The sequence below is a fragment of the Bradyrhizobium sp. Pha-3 genome, from assembly GCF_042258615.1.
Taxonomy (GTDB): domain Bacteria; phylum Pseudomonadota; class Alphaproteobacteria; order Rhizobiales; family Xanthobacteraceae; genus Bradyrhizobium.
The window spans coordinates 3,463,814-3,480,313 of sequence record NZ_CP170152.1 but is presented as its reverse complement, the minus strand read 5'-3'; the positions used below and the strand labels follow the sequence as shown (position 1 = coordinate 3,480,313).

16 protein-coding genes are annotated in these 16,500 nt (G+C 63.3%); 11 read left to right on the top strand and 5 right to left on the bottom strand.

The genetic code is table 11. From position 1 onward, the window contains the following. Nucleotides 1-205 precede the first annotated feature (205 nt). The 3 genes from ACE10Z_RS16260 to ACE10Z_RS16250 form a co-directional block, all read right to left on the bottom strand. Nucleotides 206-628 carry a GFA family protein gene (locus tag ACE10Z_RS16260; RefSeq protein WP_375788820.1) on the bottom strand — a complete coding sequence of 141 codons (423 nt, stop codon included), beginning with the start codon at nt 626-628 and terminating at the stop codon, nt 206-208. A 362-nt stretch (nt 629-990) separates the two neighbouring features. Further along, complete coding sequence (locus tag ACE10Z_RS16255) at nt 991-1,548, bottom strand: DUF6456 domain-containing protein (protein ID WP_375788819.1); 558 nt, start codon at nt 1,546-1,548, stop codon at nt 991-993. Nucleotides 1,549-1,643: 95 nt separating this feature from the next. Further along, nucleotides 1,644-2,204, bottom strand: coding sequence for a GcrA family cell cycle regulator (locus tag ACE10Z_RS16250; RefSeq protein WP_375788818.1), 561 nt, complete (start codon nt 2,202-2,204; stop codon nt 1,644-1,646). Between the two features lie 126 nt (nt 2,205-2,330). Between ACE10Z_RS16250 and ACE10Z_RS16245 the strand changes: the two genes are divergently transcribed. The 3 genes from ACE10Z_RS16245 (at nt 2,331) to ACE10Z_RS16235 (ending at nt 4,729) form a co-directional block, all read left to right on the top strand. Further along, nucleotides 2,331-2,969 (top strand): helix-turn-helix transcriptional regulator, encoded by a 639-nt coding sequence (locus ACE10Z_RS16245; RefSeq protein ID WP_375788817.1) that lies wholly within the window; start codon nt 2,331-2,333, stop codon nt 2,967-2,969. A 163-nt stretch (nt 2,970-3,132) separates the two neighbouring features. Next, nucleotides 3,133-3,408 (top strand): hypothetical protein, encoded by a 276-nt coding sequence (locus ACE10Z_RS16240; protein WP_375788816.1) that lies wholly within the window; start codon nt 3,133-3,135, stop codon nt 3,406-3,408. A 166-nt stretch (nt 3,409-3,574) separates the two neighbouring features. Continuing rightward, on the top strand, nt 3,575-4,729 hold the full coding sequence (locus ACE10Z_RS16235) for an OpgC domain-containing protein (protein WP_375788815.1): 1,155 nt from the start codon (nt 3,575-3,577) through the stop codon (nt 4,727-4,729). Between the two features lie 10 nt (nt 4,730-4,739). Here the strand turns inward: ACE10Z_RS16235 and ACE10Z_RS16230 are convergent, their stop codons facing one another. Next, nucleotides 4,740-6,044 carry a glycoside hydrolase family 3 N-terminal domain-containing protein gene (locus ACE10Z_RS16230; RefSeq protein ID WP_375789847.1) on the bottom strand — a complete coding sequence of 435 codons (1,305 nt, stop codon included), beginning with the start codon at nt 6,042-6,044 and terminating at the stop codon, nt 4,740-4,742. Between the two features lie 296 nt (nt 6,045-6,340). On the opposite strand from ACE10Z_RS16230, the gene ACE10Z_RS16225 reads away from it, so the two are divergent. From ACE10Z_RS16225 to ACE10Z_RS16190, 8 genes are all read left to right on the top strand, one after another. Beyond that, nucleotides 6,341-7,777 carry a DUF4173 domain-containing protein gene (locus ACE10Z_RS16225; protein ID WP_375788814.1) on the top strand — a complete coding sequence of 479 codons (1,437 nt, stop codon included), beginning with the start codon at nt 6,341-6,343 and terminating at the stop codon, nt 7,775-7,777. 28 nt (nt 7,778-7,805) lie between these two features. After that, entirely contained in the window at nt 7,806-8,510 is a 705-nt protein-coding gene (locus tag ACE10Z_RS16220; RefSeq protein WP_375788813.1) for a response regulator, read from the top strand. After that, the gene (locus ACE10Z_RS16215; protein ID WP_375788812.1) at nt 8,507-10,099 is read left to right on the top strand and encodes an ATP-binding protein; all 1,593 of its coding nucleotides are present in this window, start codon (nt 8,507-8,509) and stop codon (nt 10,097-10,099) included. Before ACE10Z_RS16220 ends, ACE10Z_RS16215 begins: the two co-directional genes overlap by 4 nt. Nucleotides 10,100-10,429: 330 nt before the next feature. Next, complete coding sequence (gene dctP / locus ACE10Z_RS16210) at nt 10,430-11,461, top strand: TRAP transporter substrate-binding protein DctP (protein WP_375788811.1); 1,032 nt, start codon at nt 10,430-10,432, stop codon at nt 11,459-11,461. A 17-nt stretch (nt 11,462-11,478) separates the two neighbouring features. Next, on the top strand, nt 11,479-12,039 hold the full coding sequence (locus ACE10Z_RS16205; protein ID WP_375788810.1) for a TRAP transporter small permease: 561 nt from the start codon (nt 11,479-11,481) through the stop codon (nt 12,037-12,039). Next, nucleotides 12,036-13,325 carry a TRAP transporter large permease gene (locus ACE10Z_RS16200; RefSeq protein WP_375788809.1) on the top strand — a complete coding sequence of 430 codons (1,290 nt, stop codon included), beginning with the start codon at nt 12,036-12,038 and terminating at the stop codon, nt 13,323-13,325. The genes ACE10Z_RS16205 and ACE10Z_RS16200 overlap by 4 nt, the downstream gene beginning before the upstream one ends. A 40-nt stretch (nt 13,326-13,365) precedes the next feature. Continuing rightward, complete coding sequence (dctP, locus tag ACE10Z_RS16195; protein ID WP_375788808.1) at nt 13,366-14,409, top strand: TRAP transporter substrate-binding protein DctP; 1,044 nt, start codon at nt 13,366-13,368, stop codon at nt 14,407-14,409. Nucleotides 14,410-14,489: 80 nt separating this feature from the next. Beyond that, complete coding sequence (locus tag ACE10Z_RS16190) at nt 14,490-15,644, top strand: CaiB/BaiF CoA transferase family protein (RefSeq protein WP_375789846.1); 1,155 nt, start codon at nt 14,490-14,492, stop codon at nt 15,642-15,644. Here the strand turns inward: ACE10Z_RS16190 and ACE10Z_RS16185 are convergent, their stop codons facing one another. Next, nucleotides 15,645-16,499, bottom strand: a complete 855-nt coding sequence (locus ACE10Z_RS16185) for an HpcH/HpaI aldolase/citrate lyase family protein (RefSeq protein ID WP_375788807.1) — start codon at nt 16,497-16,499, stop codon at nt 15,645-15,647. Nucleotide 16,500: the final 1 nt, after the last annotated feature.

Genomic DNA, 16,500 nt, shown 5'->3' with positions numbered 1-16,500 from the left:
CCCGGATTTTGCAGGGCGGGACCTTCGCCTGACATGGCTGTCACCGGCATAGGAGGTCCCGCAGTGCCGGCGGCGCCGACACGGTCAAACGATTCGAATGTCGGGGAAACCCGGATATCGGATCCGTCAGCGCGTCCGGCCAGCGGAAGAATGGACGTTGGCGGGTGGCGACGCTCCGTCGCCACCCGCTCGAGAACCCGTCGCGCTATTCGGCGATCATTTCGCCGGAGCCGCCGAACTCGGCCGGAAAGTCCTTCAGCTTCGGCAGGCCATCGCGTATCGGCAGCACCGCCTCTGAATAGTTGACGTGAACGCCGGGGCTAAACTTCAGCGTTGGGATCGTTGCCGTGAACACGTCGACCAGACCAAGCGTCGGGTGGTTCGTCATCAGGTGACCGCCGCACTTGGTGCAGTATTTGCGCTGGCTCATCGCGGTCTTCTCGAACGTCCCGAGATGATCGGCGCCCTTGGTGACTTCGACCGCCTCGGGCTTCCAGAGGCTGAACGCATTCACTGGGCCGCCGGACCAGGAACGGCATGAACGGCAGTGGCAGTAACCCATCGCCTCAGGCTCCCCAGTGACCTTGAGTTCGACGGCGCCGCAAAAACAGTTTCCAATGTGATTCATCGCTCGGTTCTCCTTGGGTGAATTGATCGGACTCCGCGCCGGCATCGACCCACGTTACTCGTGATGTTCGCGATGCAGGATAAGATCAAGGCGGGCGTAGCCGCTGCGAACTCCCTTGTGAACGTACCGGACCATTCGTCGCACAAGAGGCAATCACACTGCGCTCCAATGCGGGCAGGTCGTCGACGCGAGCGAAGTTACATGAGAGTCCGCGTGGCTGTCGACCGTCTTCGACGCAGATAAGGACGAGCTCAGTGTGAGGCAAAGCACAGCGCCGCAATGTGATGAATCGCTGTCGCGCCGGCTGCCTGCGCGGCAACCGGCACGTGAGCACATCACTTCAAGTCAGCATTGACGGCCCGTCACGGGAACTTGTTCGGCGTGGCAAGCCCGTACATCAGCGCCAGCCTATCCAGGCATTCCTTGAGGCGCCGCGCAAAATAGTCCTGCCAGCGCTGCGTACGCAACCCGCGCCGCTGCCCCACCTGCTCCATGGTCATGCCGAGGATCAGGACGTCGTGAACCAGCGCCGAACCGTCGGCACCAAGCTCATGCTCGGCGCGATTCAGGCGCAAGGTCGCTTGGCGCTGCCCCTCCGTGATCGGCTCACGTTGCTGGCCGCCATCAACGTATTCACGCGTCGTATCCACCGCGCGAGGGCCGCGCTCGGCCTTCTCCCAATCGTTCTGGAAGGTCCGACCGCTTCGGTACTGTGTGTCGTCGATCTGCCGGTGTGCATGCAACCGGCCGAGCGGGTCGTTGCGTATCGAGCGAAAGGCAACGATCTTCTCGCCCGGCGCGAGCGCGAGGGGATCGTCGATCTCGACGGTCGCGACCTCGGCGTTAAAGGGCAGATCCTGCGAGCGTCGATCATGTGTTCCAGCGGGATCGTACGGTTTGCGGCGTTTTGCGCGCGGCATTGGTGACCTCCGAAATGTGTCATGAAAGCGCGCGGCGTCTTCCGCGCGATCGCGGTTGTGTGGACCGACATCGATCGGTCGGAAGGTGAGCGGCCTCAGATGGCCCCGATGGCTTGAAGCCAGGCGTCGTTCAGTACCGGCCGGGCCGATGCCTCGGGATCGCAGCTCAGACGAAAATGCGGGGTGCAATAGCTCGAGCCCGGCCGGCGCGGGTGACCACAGAAGGTCATGGTTTCGCCGTCGGCATCCCCGCCATAGGGATAGCGGCAGTCTCCGCGCTTGAGATCGAACAACGACAGGTGCCGCGGCGCGACCGCCGCGCAACGAAGTTGGGGCATCTCCACCGTTTCGGTGAAGCTTTTCGGCCAGCGAAGCAGATCGAGCTTCAGCTCGGCCCGCCCTTCACGCGGGTGCCCGATCCTCGGTGCCTCCGGCAAGGCCGGCTCGGGTGGATCGAGGGGCCTTGGCAGCGACGGCTCGGGTCGATCGAGGCCCGCCAGCCCCATGCGCTGCGCCCGGCTGAGGGCCGCGTTGCGTGTATAGGCCGTACTGAAGGTTGCGTTGATCGTCTCAGCGATTTCCGAATAGGACAAGCCGCGGGCGCGCAGGTCCTGCAAGGCAGCCGAATGCTCCGGCAGCCAGTTCACCATATCCATTCCAAATTCCCATTTTTGTCATTCCGCCGGCGCCTCGCACACCTTCCGATATTCCGAATAAAAAGTCAAGCTTGAATTCTGATAATCGTAACGGTAAAGTGCATCCAGCTTTGGAGAGGATGCAACATGCTGGACGCGGCACTTATCGAACGGGCACTGGAAAAGACGGGAAAGAGCAAGGGCGGGCTTGCCCGCGCAATGGGCGTTCGGGCCGGAGCGGTGTCCGAAATCCTTTCGGGAATCCGCTTGATCAAGGCATCGGAGATCGCCCCGATCATGGAATACCTGGAGCTGAACGCGGTGCCGATCGTGGGCCGGGTCGGCGCCGGCGCCTCGATCCAGCCGGAGGCTGAGCAGGTCCCGCCGGAGGGACTCGGCGAGATCGAACTCCCGTTCCCGATGACGGAGGAAACCGTCGCTTTCGAGGTTTCGGGCGATTCGATGCTGCCGAAATACGAGAACGGCGATGTCATCGTGGTTTATCGCGAGCAGCGCTATCCGCTGTCGAGCTTCTACGGGGAGGAAGCCGCGGTCCGGCTGAAGACCGGTGAGCGCTATCTGAAGACGATCGAGCGGGGCAGTTCGTCCGGCACGGTCAACCTCAAGAGCTTCAATGCCAAGCCGATCAACGGCGTCAAGCTCGAATGGATCGGCGAGATCTGCGTCACCCTGCCCCGCGGCCAGATCGAAAGGCTGCGCGGCAAGACGGCGGCGAAGGGCCGCAAATCCGCCCGGGCACAGGGCGGACGGTCGTCCGAGAAATAGCAGCGCAGCTTCAGGGCCGCCGGCCTGACCGATTCGGATGCCTTCGGCCCGAATCGGTCGGAGCCCCTGCGTCGGAATTCCGGTTATCGTCAATTTCCCTTGACACAATTCCGATTATCGGAAATAATGGCCAACGAAAGTCAACGTATCGAACCGCCAGGCAATGCAGTATTTTGTTGTGATGATCGACTATGGCCGCCGTGGCCGCGAGGCGATCGTCGATCCCGAAATGACGCGGCGCGAGGTCGTCTCGCGGGTCGCATCAGGAGAATACACCAACATCAACTTCATCCATGAGGTTGCCGAGTGCACGGTCGAGGATGTCACGGACGACATCCTTGCCGAGGCCGCTCTGCCGGAAGTCCCCCTGACGGGCGCAAACCTGCAAGCCAACACACTGGATCACGCCCGCGACCTGCTCAAACACGAGCGGGTCTGACGGCGCTCACGCGGCGATTGCGAAAACGTGATCTTTCTTGAACCGGCCACTTGGCCGGAACCCGAAACGGACTAGATAGGGTTCACGCAGAGTCTATTCGGACCGGGCGTGGGTTCCCACTAGATTCGCGAAACCGATTTCTCGGGCCGGCAGATTTCAGCTTCAGATGACTTCGACAACAAACGCCGAGATCGCGAAAGCCGATGGCGATCTCAGGATCGCGCTGCTGCTTGGCATCGCAAACTGGTTTCTGTTTCTGGATCACGTTCCGCACAACGTCGTCAGCGCACTGAGCATGCGCAATTTCGGCTTTAGCGGCGCGACCGACCTTTTTGTATTCATCGGCGGCTATGCGGTGACGCTCATCTACGCCCGAATGGCGCTGGAACGCGGATTCGTGGTGGCTGCAACCCGGATCTTCAAGCGCGTATGGCAGCTCTATGCTGCCTACATCGTGCTGTTCGTGATCTATGTCGAGTTGATCAGCTATGTCGCCGCGCGGACCGCGGCGCCCGAGATCATCAGCGAGTTCAACATCACCGGTTTCATCGACCACCCGATCCGGACGCTGATCTACGGCCTGTTCCTGCAGGCCAAGCCGCTCAATCTCGACGTGCTGCAACTCATCATCGCCCTGATGGCCTTCCAGCCGATCGTCGTATTCGGACTGCTGTACGTGCCGAACGCGACCCTTCTCGCGTCCGTAGCCCTCTACGCCACCGCACGGCTGCTGGACTGGAACCTGACATCATATCCATACGGAGCCTGGTATCTCAATCCGTTCTGCTGGCAATTGCTGTTCGTGATGGGCGGCTGGCTCGCGCTCATCGGCACGCGATACGCACCCGCGATCCGCGCGATGCAGGCCATTGCCGTGCTGCGCGCCATGGCGTTGCTGTACCTGCTGTTCGCGCTGACGATCGTCTCCAGCAGCGATATCCCGGCACTCGCCCAAATGATGCCGAGCGGCCTGAGCGACATGCTGCTGCAGAACGACCGTGAGGATGTCGCGCCTCACCGTATCCTGCATTTCCTGACCCTGACGTTCCTGTTCACCTGGTTGGTGCCGCGCGACTGGGGGTATCTGCGATCTTACGCGCTGCAGCCGATCATCAAATGCGGCGAGGAATGGCTGGCCGTATTCTGCGCAGCCGTGTTCCTCTCCTTCGCCGCACATCTGATTCTGATCACCGGCCCGTACTCACTGACAAGGCAGGTCGCGGTCAGCCTCGCCGGTCTCGCGGCGATGACGGCTGTCGCCTATTACGTCTCGTGGTCGAAGCAACAGGACAACAGATCGACCGTCGGCGCGCATTCCTGAATCCATCGATCTAGTCAACCAGCAGCGCACGCCTTAGCCGCGTCTCGCTGTCGCGCAGCATGGCCGTGTCGAGACCCCCTCGAGCAGCTGCATCCGTCGCGCAAGCGAACAGGCGGTAGAATTGCAGCCCGTCATAAGCGACCAACAACAGATCGACGCCCGCATTCAACGCCTCCACGACCGCGATGCAGACATCGCTCTGATAGATCGCGCCCATCACCAGATCATCCGTCATGACGATGCCCTGGTAGTTCCAGGTCTTCCGGAGCAGCCCGTCGATGACGACCTTTGAGTGCGACGCCGGCCGTCCTGGGTCGAGCGCATTCACCGCCACGTGCCCCACCATCAGGCGCGCGCCGGTCGACGACAGCACATCGCGGAACGGACGCCAATCTGCCGTCTCGAGCTCGCCAACCGGCGTATCGAGATCGGCAGCGAAATGATGCGTATCGGCGCGCACGCGGCCCAGTCCCGGAAAGTGCTTCACGGTGGCACTGACGCCCGCAGACTCGAGGCCGTGAACATAGGCACCCGCGATCGCGCTCACCTTGGCCGGATCATCGGAGATCGCGCGTTGATTGATCAGCGTATTGAAATCGAGCCGGTTGCGCTTCGCCTCCGGCCGCAAATCGAGCACCGGGGCAAAATTCAGGTTGATGCCAAGCGACGCCAGCTCGCGTCCATGGATGCGACCGAACTCCTCGGCTTTCGCTTTTTGCTCATCCGGCGCCAGCTCAGCCAGGGAGGCCAGGGCGGGAAGTCCCGTGAGCGGCGGTGCCAGATGCGAAACGATGCCTCCCTCCTGATCCGTCGCGACCATCAGCGGCGGCAGCCTCGCGGTCCGCCGCCTCGCCTGCAATGTGGCGATTTCCGCCTTCAAGGCGTCGGTCGTCCTGCCGGCGATGTTACGCCGGGTGACATAAATGCCCGCAACGAACCCCTTCTCCACAAGCGGTGCGACCTCGTCGAACGACCGGTAGCCGACGATGAAATGCTGTCCGAGCGACTGCGCGAGAACCGGCTCAGTCTGCAGAACGCGGTGCTTCCGCACCTCGAACACACCATGCGCGGCAAGCATTGCGAGCGGCGGCAGGCACCACAGGATAACCAGCAACCGTGCTACCCACGTCCGCCTGCGCCAACCCGCACGGCGGAGCAACAGGACGACGAAGGCGACGCTCGTGATCACGAGCAGCAGATTGCCGATCCCGCGTAGCGGGACCAGATAGGGATCGTTGTTGTTGACGCCGGCCAAGACGAATACGAGCCCGACGATCCAGGCCAGGGTAATGCCGACGCGCTTGATGATTTGCATGGAGACGAGGGCTGAACGAACCGGACGCATTGTCCGTATCAGACCGGACTCGCCGCAGCGAGCGGATAAGGCCGCTCTGCACGCAATCTGCATAACAATCCTGAACTCCTGCTGATCGCCTTCCCGCTGTCTGCACGCGGCCAACCCAAGGTGCGCCCTGCCGCAGCCGGGTTCGCGTTCGCACACCCGTTGATCACGTCAACGCGACTGCCGAAGTCCACACGTCCTTCAATCCAGAGGTCATGATGACAAGCCTAGAGTCACCTGAAACCGAGACCCACTCGATCGCCAATGGTTTGCCGCCGGCCAAGCCCGCCGCGGCGCTTGCGCTCGCCGCGCTGGCCGATTGGTTGTTCTATGATCAGAATGCCGGGCTCTCGGTGGTCCTCTTCGCCTTCGCGCTGGCCAGCGTGTCACTGGCCGCCAACTTCGGTCACGTCGCTCGCCACAGGCTGCCGATCGCCGGCGCGATCGTTGTGGCTGGGCTGCTCCCTGCCCTGGAGGAGGTCAACGCAGCCTCGCTGGCCTTCGGCGTTCTTGCGCTCGGCACCGCGCTTGCGCTGACGACCAATCCCTGTCTCGACAGTGTGACCAGGGGAGCCGCCTCGCTGGTGGATCTCCTTCTGGTCAGCCCTTTCAGGTTGTTCCGGGACGTCGTCAGCGCATTCGACCTGCCGGGCCTCACCAGGGGGTTCATCCTATGGTTCGTGCCGTTGCTGCTCGGAACCGTTTTTGTCCTTCTGTTCGTCGCAGCCAATCCGGTGCTGGAAATATGGATCAGCCAGCTGAACCCGGGCAATCCCGCCGCCAGCCTCAGCCTCGGTCGCACATTGTTCTGGATCCTCGCGTTGGCGCTGGTCTGGCCGTTCGTCCATGTCAAATGGCGGCGCTACACCAACGTCGCGTCCAACGGACCGCGATCTTCCGCGCAGGGTCCGGCCGAACCCGATCATTTCATCGACTTGTTCGGCGCAGGCACCATCCTGCGCTCTCTGATCCTGTTCAACTTGCTGTTTTCGATTCAGACAATTCTCGATGCGGTCTATCTCTGGGGCAACGCAACGCTTCCCGCCGCCATCACTTACGCGTCCTACGCCCACCGTGGCGCCTATCCGCTGATGGTCACGGCTCTCCTGGCCGCGGCCTTCGTTCTGGTCGCGATGCGGCCGGACGGCCCGGCCGAACAATCGCGGGTGATCCGACCGCTCGTCTACCTCTGGGTCGGGCAGAATGTCCTGCTGGTGATCTCCGCGATGCTCCGGCTTGATCTCTATGTCCAAACCTATTTGCTCACCTACTGGCGCGTCGCGGCATTCGTCTGGATGCTGCTCGTCGCTATCGGGTTGATCCTGATATTGGTGCGCATTGCCCTACGGGCCTCGAACGAATGGCTGGTCCACGCCAACCTGTTGGTGCTGACCATCGCGCTCTATGTCTGCTCCCTGGTCAATTTCGCCGCCGTCATCGCCGATTATAATGTCAGTCACAGCCGCGAGGCCTCGGGCAGCAGCGTCAGTTTGGACATGGACTACCTGATCCAGCTCGGCCCGAACGCGCTTCCGGCCATCGACCGGGCGATCCAACTGCGTTACGCCAACCCGGTCCTTGTCTCTCGCCGCAATAGCCTTGTAGAACAGCAACGCCAGCAGATGGCCTCATGGCGCAGCTGGAGCTTTCGCGGCTGGCGGCTTCAGCGTTTCCTGGACGGGCGACAGCGCACCGTGCCGGGATAGTCGAAGCGCCGGTTTTCGGAGACGACTCGTGACGCACCACATCCTCATCGTCGACGACGACCTGCATATTCGCGAGGTCATCCGCGTCGCGCTCAAGAAAGCCGGCATGAACGTGGCCGAGGCCCGCGACGGCAAGGAGGCGCTGACCCGGTTTGCCGACGAGCCGCCGGACCTGATCGTGCTCGACATCGGTATGCCGGAGTTCGACGGCCTCGACGTCTGCCGCGAGATCCGCAAATCGTCCGACGTGCCGATCCTGTTCCTCTCCGCCCGCGATGAGGAGATCGACCGCATTCTCGGTCTCGAGATCGGGGGCGACGACTATGTGACCAAACCGTTCAGCCCGCGCGAGCTCGTCGCGCGGGTGAATGTCATCCTGCGGCGCCTGGCCCCGCGGAAGGCGGGGACAAGGACAGAGACCGGCGTGCTCTCCCGGGGACATCTCTCGGTTGACCCCGAGCAGCACGTAGCGGCATTCGCAGGCGTGCCGCTCCGCCTGACCGCGATCGAGTTCGGAATTCTGCGCGCTTTCCTCACGCGGCCAACGGCGGTGTTCAACCGCGAGCAGATCATGAGCGCGGCCTACCAGCTCAACATCCAGGTCTCCGACCGCACCATCGACAGCCACATCCGCAACATCCGGGCCAAGCTCGCAGCCGTGAACTGCGACAATGTTATCGAAACCGTTCACGGCGTCGGCTTCAAGCTCGGGCGCTGCGAGCAGCAAGCATGACATCGTTCCGCGCCCGCCAGAAGTGGCGACCGTCGCTTGGTCTGGTCATCTTCACCGTGCTCGCCTCGGTCGCGGCGCTGCCGCTGATGGGGCTGTTCTTCTTTCGCCTCTACGACAACCAACTGATTCACCAGACGCAGGCCGAGCTGATCGCGCAGAGCCGCGTGCTGGCCGCGATCTATGCGCGGGACGTGCAGGCACGGCTTGGCAATGGTATCCCGCTCGGCACTACGGTCCCTCAGGAGGCCCTGCCCGACCCCAACGACCAGGTGATACCGATTCGTCCCGCGCTCGATCTTGCCGGCAACGACCTGTTGCGGCGGCGGCCCGATGCGCTGCCGGCGGCGAAGCCGGCGGATCCGGCCTATGTCGAGATCGGCACCGCGCTCATGCCCATCATCCTGGAGACCCAAAAGGTCACGCTGGCAGGCTTCCGTATTCTCGATCCGCAAGGCGTGGTGATCGCCGGGCGCCAGGAGGTCGGGCAATCGCTTGCCCATATCGAGGAAGTGGCTGCGGCGCTGGGCGGCCAGTATAGCGCCGCGCTCCGTATCCGCATGCCGGACAAACCTCCGCCACCGATCTATTCGATCAGCCGCGGCGTCGGTGTCCATGTCTTCTCCGCGATGCCCGTGATCGTCAACGACCACGTCGCCGGCGTGATCTACACGTCGCGGACGCCGAGCAACATCTTCGATCATCTCTATCAGGAGCGCGGCAAGTTCCTGCTTGCCACACTGGCCGTGCTGCTGGCAACCATTGCGATCGGGCTGATGTTCTCACGAACCATCGCGCGTCCGATGCGCGAGCTCGTCGATCGCGCCGCGCGGATCGGCCGCGGCGACCGCAACGCGTTTCAGCCGCTACAGCACTATGGCACCCGCGAGCTCGCCCAGCTCTCCGACAGCTTTCTCGACATGGCCCAGCAGCTGTCGCGCCGCTCCGACTACATTGCCACCTTCTCGGCACACCTGACGCACGAACTGAAATCGCCGCTGACATCGATCAGGGGCGCAGCCGAGCTGCTGCAGGAGTCGCTTCAGAGCAAGTCGGACACGCTGACCCGATCCGAGCAACAGAGCTTCATCTCGAATATCCTTGGCGACGTCGAGCGGCTTGACGTGATGAGCCAGCGGCTGCGAGAGCTGGCCCGCGCAGAGAGCGCTCCACAGAACGAGCAGACCCCGCTCTCCGGCGTCATCGCGAACCTGAAGAGCCACTTTGCCGGGCGGACGATCGTAACCAGCGGCCACCTCGACCGCTCGATCGGAATGTCCGGCGAGAAGGCGCTGATCGTGCTGGCGCATCTTACCGACAACGCGTTCCGTCACAATGCCAGGTCGGTGCAGCTCGCAGCGACCGCCGAGGTATCGACCGTCAGGGTGACGGTGAGCAACGATGGCGACGCGATCTCCGACGCCAACAGCGACAAGATCTTCGATGCCTTCTTCACCACCCGCCGCGATAGCGGCGGCACGGGCATGGGGCTCGCCATCGCGCAAGCCGTCATGGTGACCCACGGCGGTACGATCCGTCTCCTGCCGTCCAGCCAGGGCGTCACTTTCGAGCTGGAGTTTCCCGCGGTCTGACCGGGATCAGACCCGCTCGATGATAACCGCGGCGCCATGCCGCCGGCGGCGGCGCCGAGCCGTTGACCACATCGGAGGAATTTCCCGCGCGGTGGACAAAATTGATGTCAATATCCGGGTGCTTCCCAGCGTCAGCTTTCAGTAGGTCGTCGTCGTCGACGGATCGAATCCTCTCGCGCGATCCCTTTCACCCTTCGCAATCGCGTTGGTGCATGACGGCCCGCGCTCTCCGGTTGTCCGATCGGGCATGCTCAGCCGAGCCCTGCTTGACGCGCAAATTCGTTTGTGCGCAGCTGCTCAAAACAACAAGGTTACTCAGGGGCAGGACATATGGGCGGGCTTCGGCAGGCGCTGGCCAGTTACGGCTTCCTCATCGCATCGATCAATCTGGCGGCAGCGGCGGAGCCGATCAAGCTGCGGGTGGCAGATTCCTTTCCGAAGGGACACTATCTCGTCCGCCTCGTGCTTGAGCCCTGGATGGCGGAGGTGCAGAAGCGCACCAACAACGCCGTGACGTTCGAGCACTATCCGGCCCAGCAGCTCGGCAAGGCCGCCGACATGCTCAAGCTGACACAAACCGGCGTCGCCGATATCGGCTATGTCGCGCCCGCCTATGTATCCGACAAGATGCCGGTCTCCGAAGTCGCGATGCTCCCCGGCGCGTTCGAGCATTCCTGCCAGGGCACGCTCGCCTATTGGAAGGCCGCGCGGAGCGGCGTGATTGCACAGCAGGATTATACCGCAAACGGCATCCGCCTGCTGCTCGCGGTCAGCCTGCCGCCCTATCGCATCCTGACCGTGAAGCAGCCGGTGAAGGACGTTGCTGACATCAATGGACTAAAGCTGCGATCGACCGGCGGCGCGCAAGACCTCACCTTGCGCGCGATCGGCGCGGTGCCGGTGCGCATGGCTGCCCCCGATGCCTATGAGTCGCTGTCGCGCGGCACGATGGACGGCCTGCTGTTTCCGCTCGAGAGCGTCGTCGCCTATGGCGCCGACAAGCTCGTGAAGCATTCCACCGACGGCTTTGGCTTCGCGAGCTTCGTGGTCGCCTATTCGATCAGCGAGAACGCCTGGAAGAAACTGTCGCCCGAGATCCAGAAGGCGATGATCGACACCGCCGAGGAGATCCTGCCGTCCGCCTGCAAGGAGGTGCAGAAGCAGGACAGCGAGACCATGAAGTCGATGGAAGCCGCGGGCGTCCACTTCGACCCCCTGCAACCAGACGTCGTCGCAAAGCTCAAGGACCTGACGAAAGGCGTGGGCAAGGCATGGGCCGACGGGCTCGATGCGCGCGGCAAGCACGGCAGCGACGCCCTGAAGGAATTCAGCGCCGCCGTTGCGGTCGTGCCGGCCCAGTAACGCGGACGGAGCCCAACGTGATCAAGACAAGCCTGAAGGCCCTGACCGCCATCGAGAAGGTGACCTCGGCGATCGCCGCGGCGTTGATGTTTGCGATCATGATCATCGTGTTCTCGGATGTCGTGATGCGCTACGTCTTTAACCGGCCGTTCTCCTGGGCCTATGATCTGATCTCGCTCTACGTGATGGCCGGCGTGTTCTTTCTCTCCCTCTCCGGCACCTACGCGGTGAACGGGCATATCAGCGTCGATATCCTGCTGCCGCGCTTCTCGGCGATCGTCCAGCGCCTCTGCGTCATCATCTCCAATACCGTTGGCCTCGCGATCTTCGTTCCAATCGCCTGGCTCGGTTATCAGCGCGCGCTCGACAATTATGTCTCGGGCGACGTCATGGCGGGTGCGATCCCGTGGCCGACCTGGGCGTCCTCGATCTTCGTGCCGGTCGGTGCCGGAATTCTCGCGCTGCGCCTTGCCGTTCATCTCATTGCCAACACCGCAAGCCTCCTGACCGGCGAGAATCTGTTGCCGCTGCCGGCCATCTCCGGCCATTCGGACAAGGCTGCCGGAGGTTTCGAATGATCCCGACCTTCATCCTCGCGCTGCTGTTCTTCCTGCTCGCGATCGGAACGCCGGTCGCGTTCGCCATGGCATTCTCCGGCGGGCTCGGCCTCTATCTGACCGGCGGCCTGCCGATCCTGCTCGGCGTGCTGCAGACGACACCGCTGTCGGCCGTCACCTCCTACGAGCTGATCACGATCCCGATGTTCCTGTTGATGGCAGACCTCGTGCTGCTGTCCGGCGTCGCCGACGACCTGTTCAAGACCGCCGCAGCGTGGGTCGGACGCATCCCCGGCGGCCTCGGCATGGCGACCGCGCTTGCCGGTGCGGGCTTCGGCTCGATCTGCGGCACCAGCACGGCCTCCGCCGCGACGCTGTCCTCGACCAGCCTGCCCGCGATGATCCGCCAGGGCTACGAGCCCAAGATGGCCGCCGGCGTCGTCGCGATCTCGGGCACTCTGGCGATGCTGCTGCCGACTTCGGTGGCGCTGGTCATCTTCGGCCTGCTTGCCGAGGTGAACATCGGAAAGCTGCTGATCAGCGGCATCATCCCGGCGATCTTCGTCACCATCATCATCATGTCGACGATCTATATCCTGGTGCTGCTCGATCCCAGCCGTGCACCGACGATATCGGCGGTGACGTGGTCGGAGCGCTTCAGCCTGCTCTGGCAGGTCAGCCCGATGGTGGTCCTGTTCTCGATCGTCACTGGCACGATCTATCTCGGGATCGCGACGCCGACGGAAGCCTCGGCTTTCGGTGCGTTCGGCGCCTTCTGTCTTGCCTGCTGGAAGCGCAAGATCAACCTGACGTCGCTCTACACGACGTTACGGTACGCCGCCCAGGGCACCTGCATGATCGTGCTGATCATCATGTGCGCGCACATTTTCGGCTACTTCTTCACCCTCACCCAGGTCACGCAGAACATCGTCGGATGGGTCGGCGGGCTCGACGTCTCGCGCTGGATCATCATCACGCTGATCCTGTGCGGCTACATCGTGCTAGGCTCGTTCATGGATCAGATCGCGATCCTGGTGCTGACGGTTCCGATCGTGCTGCCGCTGATCAAGTCGCTCGGCTTCGATCCGATCTGGTTCGGCGTCATCAAGATCGTGACTGCCGAGGTCGGCATGATCACACCGCCGATCGGATTGAACTGCTTCATCGTGGCGCGTTACGCACACCGCCCCGTGGGCGAGGTGTTCCACGGCACATTCCCGCATTTCATCGCGCATCTGATCGCCATCGCCATTTTCGTGGCATTCCCGGAGATCATCCTCTGGCTGCCGAACCACATGCAACATTGAAGAAGCCGTCGGTCGAGACGGCCATTTCTGGGAGACCATGATGAGTTTGTATTCCCGCTTCCTCGCTGGCGCAGTTGTCGCCACCGCCTTTCTGGCGGCTTCCGCATCACCGGGCCTTGCCCAGGAAAAGATCACCCTCCGCCTTGCCGACAGCCTGCCGTCCGGCCACGTGATCCATGAGCTCGTCGGCAAGCCGTTTTCCGAGCTCGTCACCAAGCTGACCAACGGCCAGGTCACGTTCCAGCACTTCCCGGCGGAGCAGCTCGGCAAAGCCAAGGACATGGCCCAGCTGACCGCGCTTGGCGTCGCCGACGTCTCCTACATCGTGCCGTCCTATTCGTCCGACAAGTTCCCGCTGACGGCGGTCGCGGAACTGCCCGGCATCTTCGACAGCGAATGCCAGGGCTCGCTTGCCTTCTACAAGGTCTCGCACAATGGCGGCATCCTGGAGACGAAGGAGTTCGCACCCAACCAGCTTCGGCCGCTGGTGACGCTCGCGCTGCCGGCCTACCAGGTCCAGCTTGCCACCAGCCGCGACGTGAAGACGGCAAAGGACCTCGAAGGCCTGAAGATCCGCACCACCGGCGGCGCAATGGACCTGATGATGCGTTCGATCGGCGGCGTGCCGGTGCGGATGGCCGCGCCCGAGATCTATGAATCGCTGACCCGCGGCACGCTCGATGGGCTGATTTTCTCCTACCAGAGCTCTGCGTCCTACGACTTCGGCAAGATCCTGAAGTCGGGCACCGAGGGGCTGAACTTCGGTACCGCGATCTTCACCTATTCGATCGGCGAGCTGAAGTTCAAGTCACTGCCCGAGAACGTCCGGAAGGCGCTGATCGAGGCAGGCGAGCAGACCACGCGCGAGGCCTGCAAGCGGTTCGAGGACGGCGAGAAAGCCGCTGCCGACAAGATCAAGTCGCAGGGCATGAAGGTCATCAACTTCAGCGCCGACGACAAGAAGGTGTTCGACACGGCCTTCAAGTCGGTGGCCCAGGATTGGGTGAAGGACGTCGACAAGCGCGGCAAGCCGGGCAGCGACATCTTCAAGGCTTTCACCGAAGCCTTGGCCGCCACTCATTGACCAAGGCACCGACGAGAGACAAACCACCAGCGCCTGCGGGCCCGCTCGCCGGCGTCAGGATCGTCGACCTCACCAGCGTAATGATGGGGCCCTACGCGACCATGATCCTCGGCGACTACGGCGCCGACGTGATCAAGGTCGAGAGCCCCGACGGCGATGTGATGCGCCATGCCGCCCCGATGCGCCATCCCGCGATGGGCGCGATGTACCTGCAGGGCAATCGCAACAAGCGCTCGATCGTGCTCGACCTGAAGAAGGCCGGCGGCCGCGCCGCGCTGCTACGCCTTGCCGCGGAAGCCGACGTGTTCGTCCACAACGTCCGCCCCGCGGCGATGGCGCGGCTGAAGCTCGGTGCCGGCGATCTGCTCGCCACCAACCCACGGCTCGTCTATGCCAGCCTGCACGGCTTCGGCGAGACCGGCCCTTATGCGGGCCGGCCCGCCTATGACGACCTGATCCAGGGGCTGACCGCCCTGCCCGCGCTGACCGGCAGGATCACCGGCGAGCCGCGCTACTCTCCGGCCACCATGGCCGACCGCATCGTTGGTCTCAACGCGGTCCACGCCATCCTGGCGGCGCTGTTCCACCGCGAGCGGACGGGTGAAGGCCAAGCGATCGAAATCCCGATGTTCGAGACCATGGCGCAGTTCGTGCTTGGCGATCATATGGCCGGCCGCAGCTTCGCGCCGCCGATCGGGTCACCGGGTTATTCCCGGCTGCTGTCGCCCGACCGCCGCCCGTATCAGACCAGCGACGGTTACATCTGTGCGCTGGTCTATTCCGACAAGCAGTGGAACGCGTTCTTCGCCAAGATCGGCCTCACCGATGAGGCCGACCGCGACGCGCGGCTGAATGGTATCTCGGCGCGAACGAGGAACTACGATTTCGTCTACGACTGGTTCTCGCAGATGATGAAGACCCGCAGCACCGCCGAATGGATGCGCTTCTTCGAAGAGGCCGACATTCCGCACGCGCCGCTGCATGACCTCGACAGCCTGATCGACGATCCGCATCTGGAAGCGGTCGGTTTGATCCAGTCGCTGGAACATCCGACCGAAGGCACGCTGCGCCTCGCCGGCCCGGCCGCCACCTGGAGCAAGACGCCGCCATCGATCCGGACCTATCCGCCGAACCTCGGCGAGCATGGTCGGGAGGTCCTGCGCGAGGCTGGACTTGCGGATGCGGAGATTGCCGCCCTCCTCAAGGAGGGCGCACTGATCGAGCCCGACCGCTGACTATTTCCTGCGCGACGCCAGGATCTTCTCGGCGGCGCGCAGATGCGGCTTGTCCAGCATCTTGCCGTCCATCTTGGCCACACCCGATGGGTTGTTGGCGAACGCGGCGATCACCCGCTCCGACCAGGCGATCTCCTCGTCCGTTGGCATGAAAGCCGCGTTGACGACATCGACATGCTTGGGATGGATCACGGCCTTGGCAAGAAAACCGTCCTGCCGCGCGGCAATCGCCTCGGCCTTCAACGCATCGAGATCGTTGATGTCGGTGGCGATGGTATCGATCGCAACCACGCCGGCCGCAGCCGCGCCGATCAGGCAGAGATCGCGGGCGAGGATGAAGGGCGAATGATAGCGGCCGTCGGTGCGGTTGCGCGTTGCGCCGAGCGAGGCCGCAAGGTCCTCCGCGCCCCACATCATGCCCCAGAGCCGCGGGCTCATGTTCTCGAAGTCCAGGATTTTCAGCACCGCGCGCGCCGTCTCGGTCGCGACCGTGACGATCCGCGTCGTACCCTGCGCGATACCTGAGGCGGCCTCGAATGCATCGAGATAAAGCGCGAGCTTGTTGACGTCGGCTGCGCCGGCGCATTTCGGCAGCACAATGCCATCGGGCTTTCCCGGCATCACGGCGGCGAGGTCGCCGAGTGTCAGGTCCGTGTCGAGCGCGTTGACGCGGATATAGAGCTTTTGCTCCGGATTGCGCGCATCGAGCATCTCGCGCGTGATGCCGCGCGCAACCACCTTCTGCTCCGGCGCGATGGAGTCCTCGAGGTCGAGGATCAATGCGTCGGCCGCGGTCTTCTTCGCGCTCTCATATTTCCGGGTGCTGTCGCCAGGAACGAACAGGAACGATCGCATC

Coding starts and splice junctions, on each gene's coding strand:
- ACE10Z_RS16190 (WP_375789846.1), top strand. CDS start 14,490: ATGATGGGGCCCTACGCGACCATGATCCTCGGCGACTACGGCGCCGAC.
- ACE10Z_RS16215 (WP_375788812.1), top strand. CDS start 8,507: ATGACATCGTTCCGCGCCCGCCAGAAGTGGCGACCGTCGCTTGGTCTG.
- ACE10Z_RS16260 (WP_375788820.1), bottom strand. CDS start 628: ATGAATCACATTGGAAACTGTTTTTGCGGCGCCGTCGAACTCAAGGTC.
- ACE10Z_RS16230 (WP_375789847.1), bottom strand. CDS start 6,044: ATGCAAATCATCAAGCGCGTCGGCATTACCCTGGCCTGGATCGTCGGG.
- dctP (WP_375788808.1), top strand. CDS start 13,366: ATGAGTTTGTATTCCCGCTTCCTCGCTGGCGCAGTTGTCGCCACCGCC.
- ACE10Z_RS16255 (WP_375788819.1), bottom strand. CDS start 1,548: ATGCCGCGCGCAAAACGCCGCAAACCGTACGATCCCGCTGGAACACAT.
- ACE10Z_RS16235 (WP_375788815.1), top strand. CDS start 3,575: ATGACTTCGACAACAAACGCCGAGATCGCGAAAGCCGATGGCGATCTC.
- ACE10Z_RS16240 (WP_375788816.1), top strand. CDS start 3,133: ATGCAGTATTTTGTTGTGATGATCGACTATGGCCGCCGTGGCCGCGAG.
- ACE10Z_RS16185 (WP_375788807.1), bottom strand. CDS start 16,499: ATGCGATCGTTCCTGTTCGTTCCTGGCGACAGCACCCGGAAATATGAG.
- ACE10Z_RS16250 (WP_375788818.1), bottom strand. CDS start 2,204: ATGGATATGGTGAACTGGCTGCCGGAGCATTCGGCTGCCTTGCAGGAC.
- ACE10Z_RS16245 (WP_375788817.1), top strand. CDS start 2,331: ATGCTGGACGCGGCACTTATCGAACGGGCACTGGAAAAGACGGGAAAG.
- dctP (WP_375788811.1), top strand. CDS start 10,430: ATGGGCGGGCTTCGGCAGGCGCTGGCCAGTTACGGCTTCCTCATCGCA.
- ACE10Z_RS16200 (WP_375788809.1), top strand. CDS start 12,036: ATGATCCCGACCTTCATCCTCGCGCTGCTGTTCTTCCTGCTCGCGATC.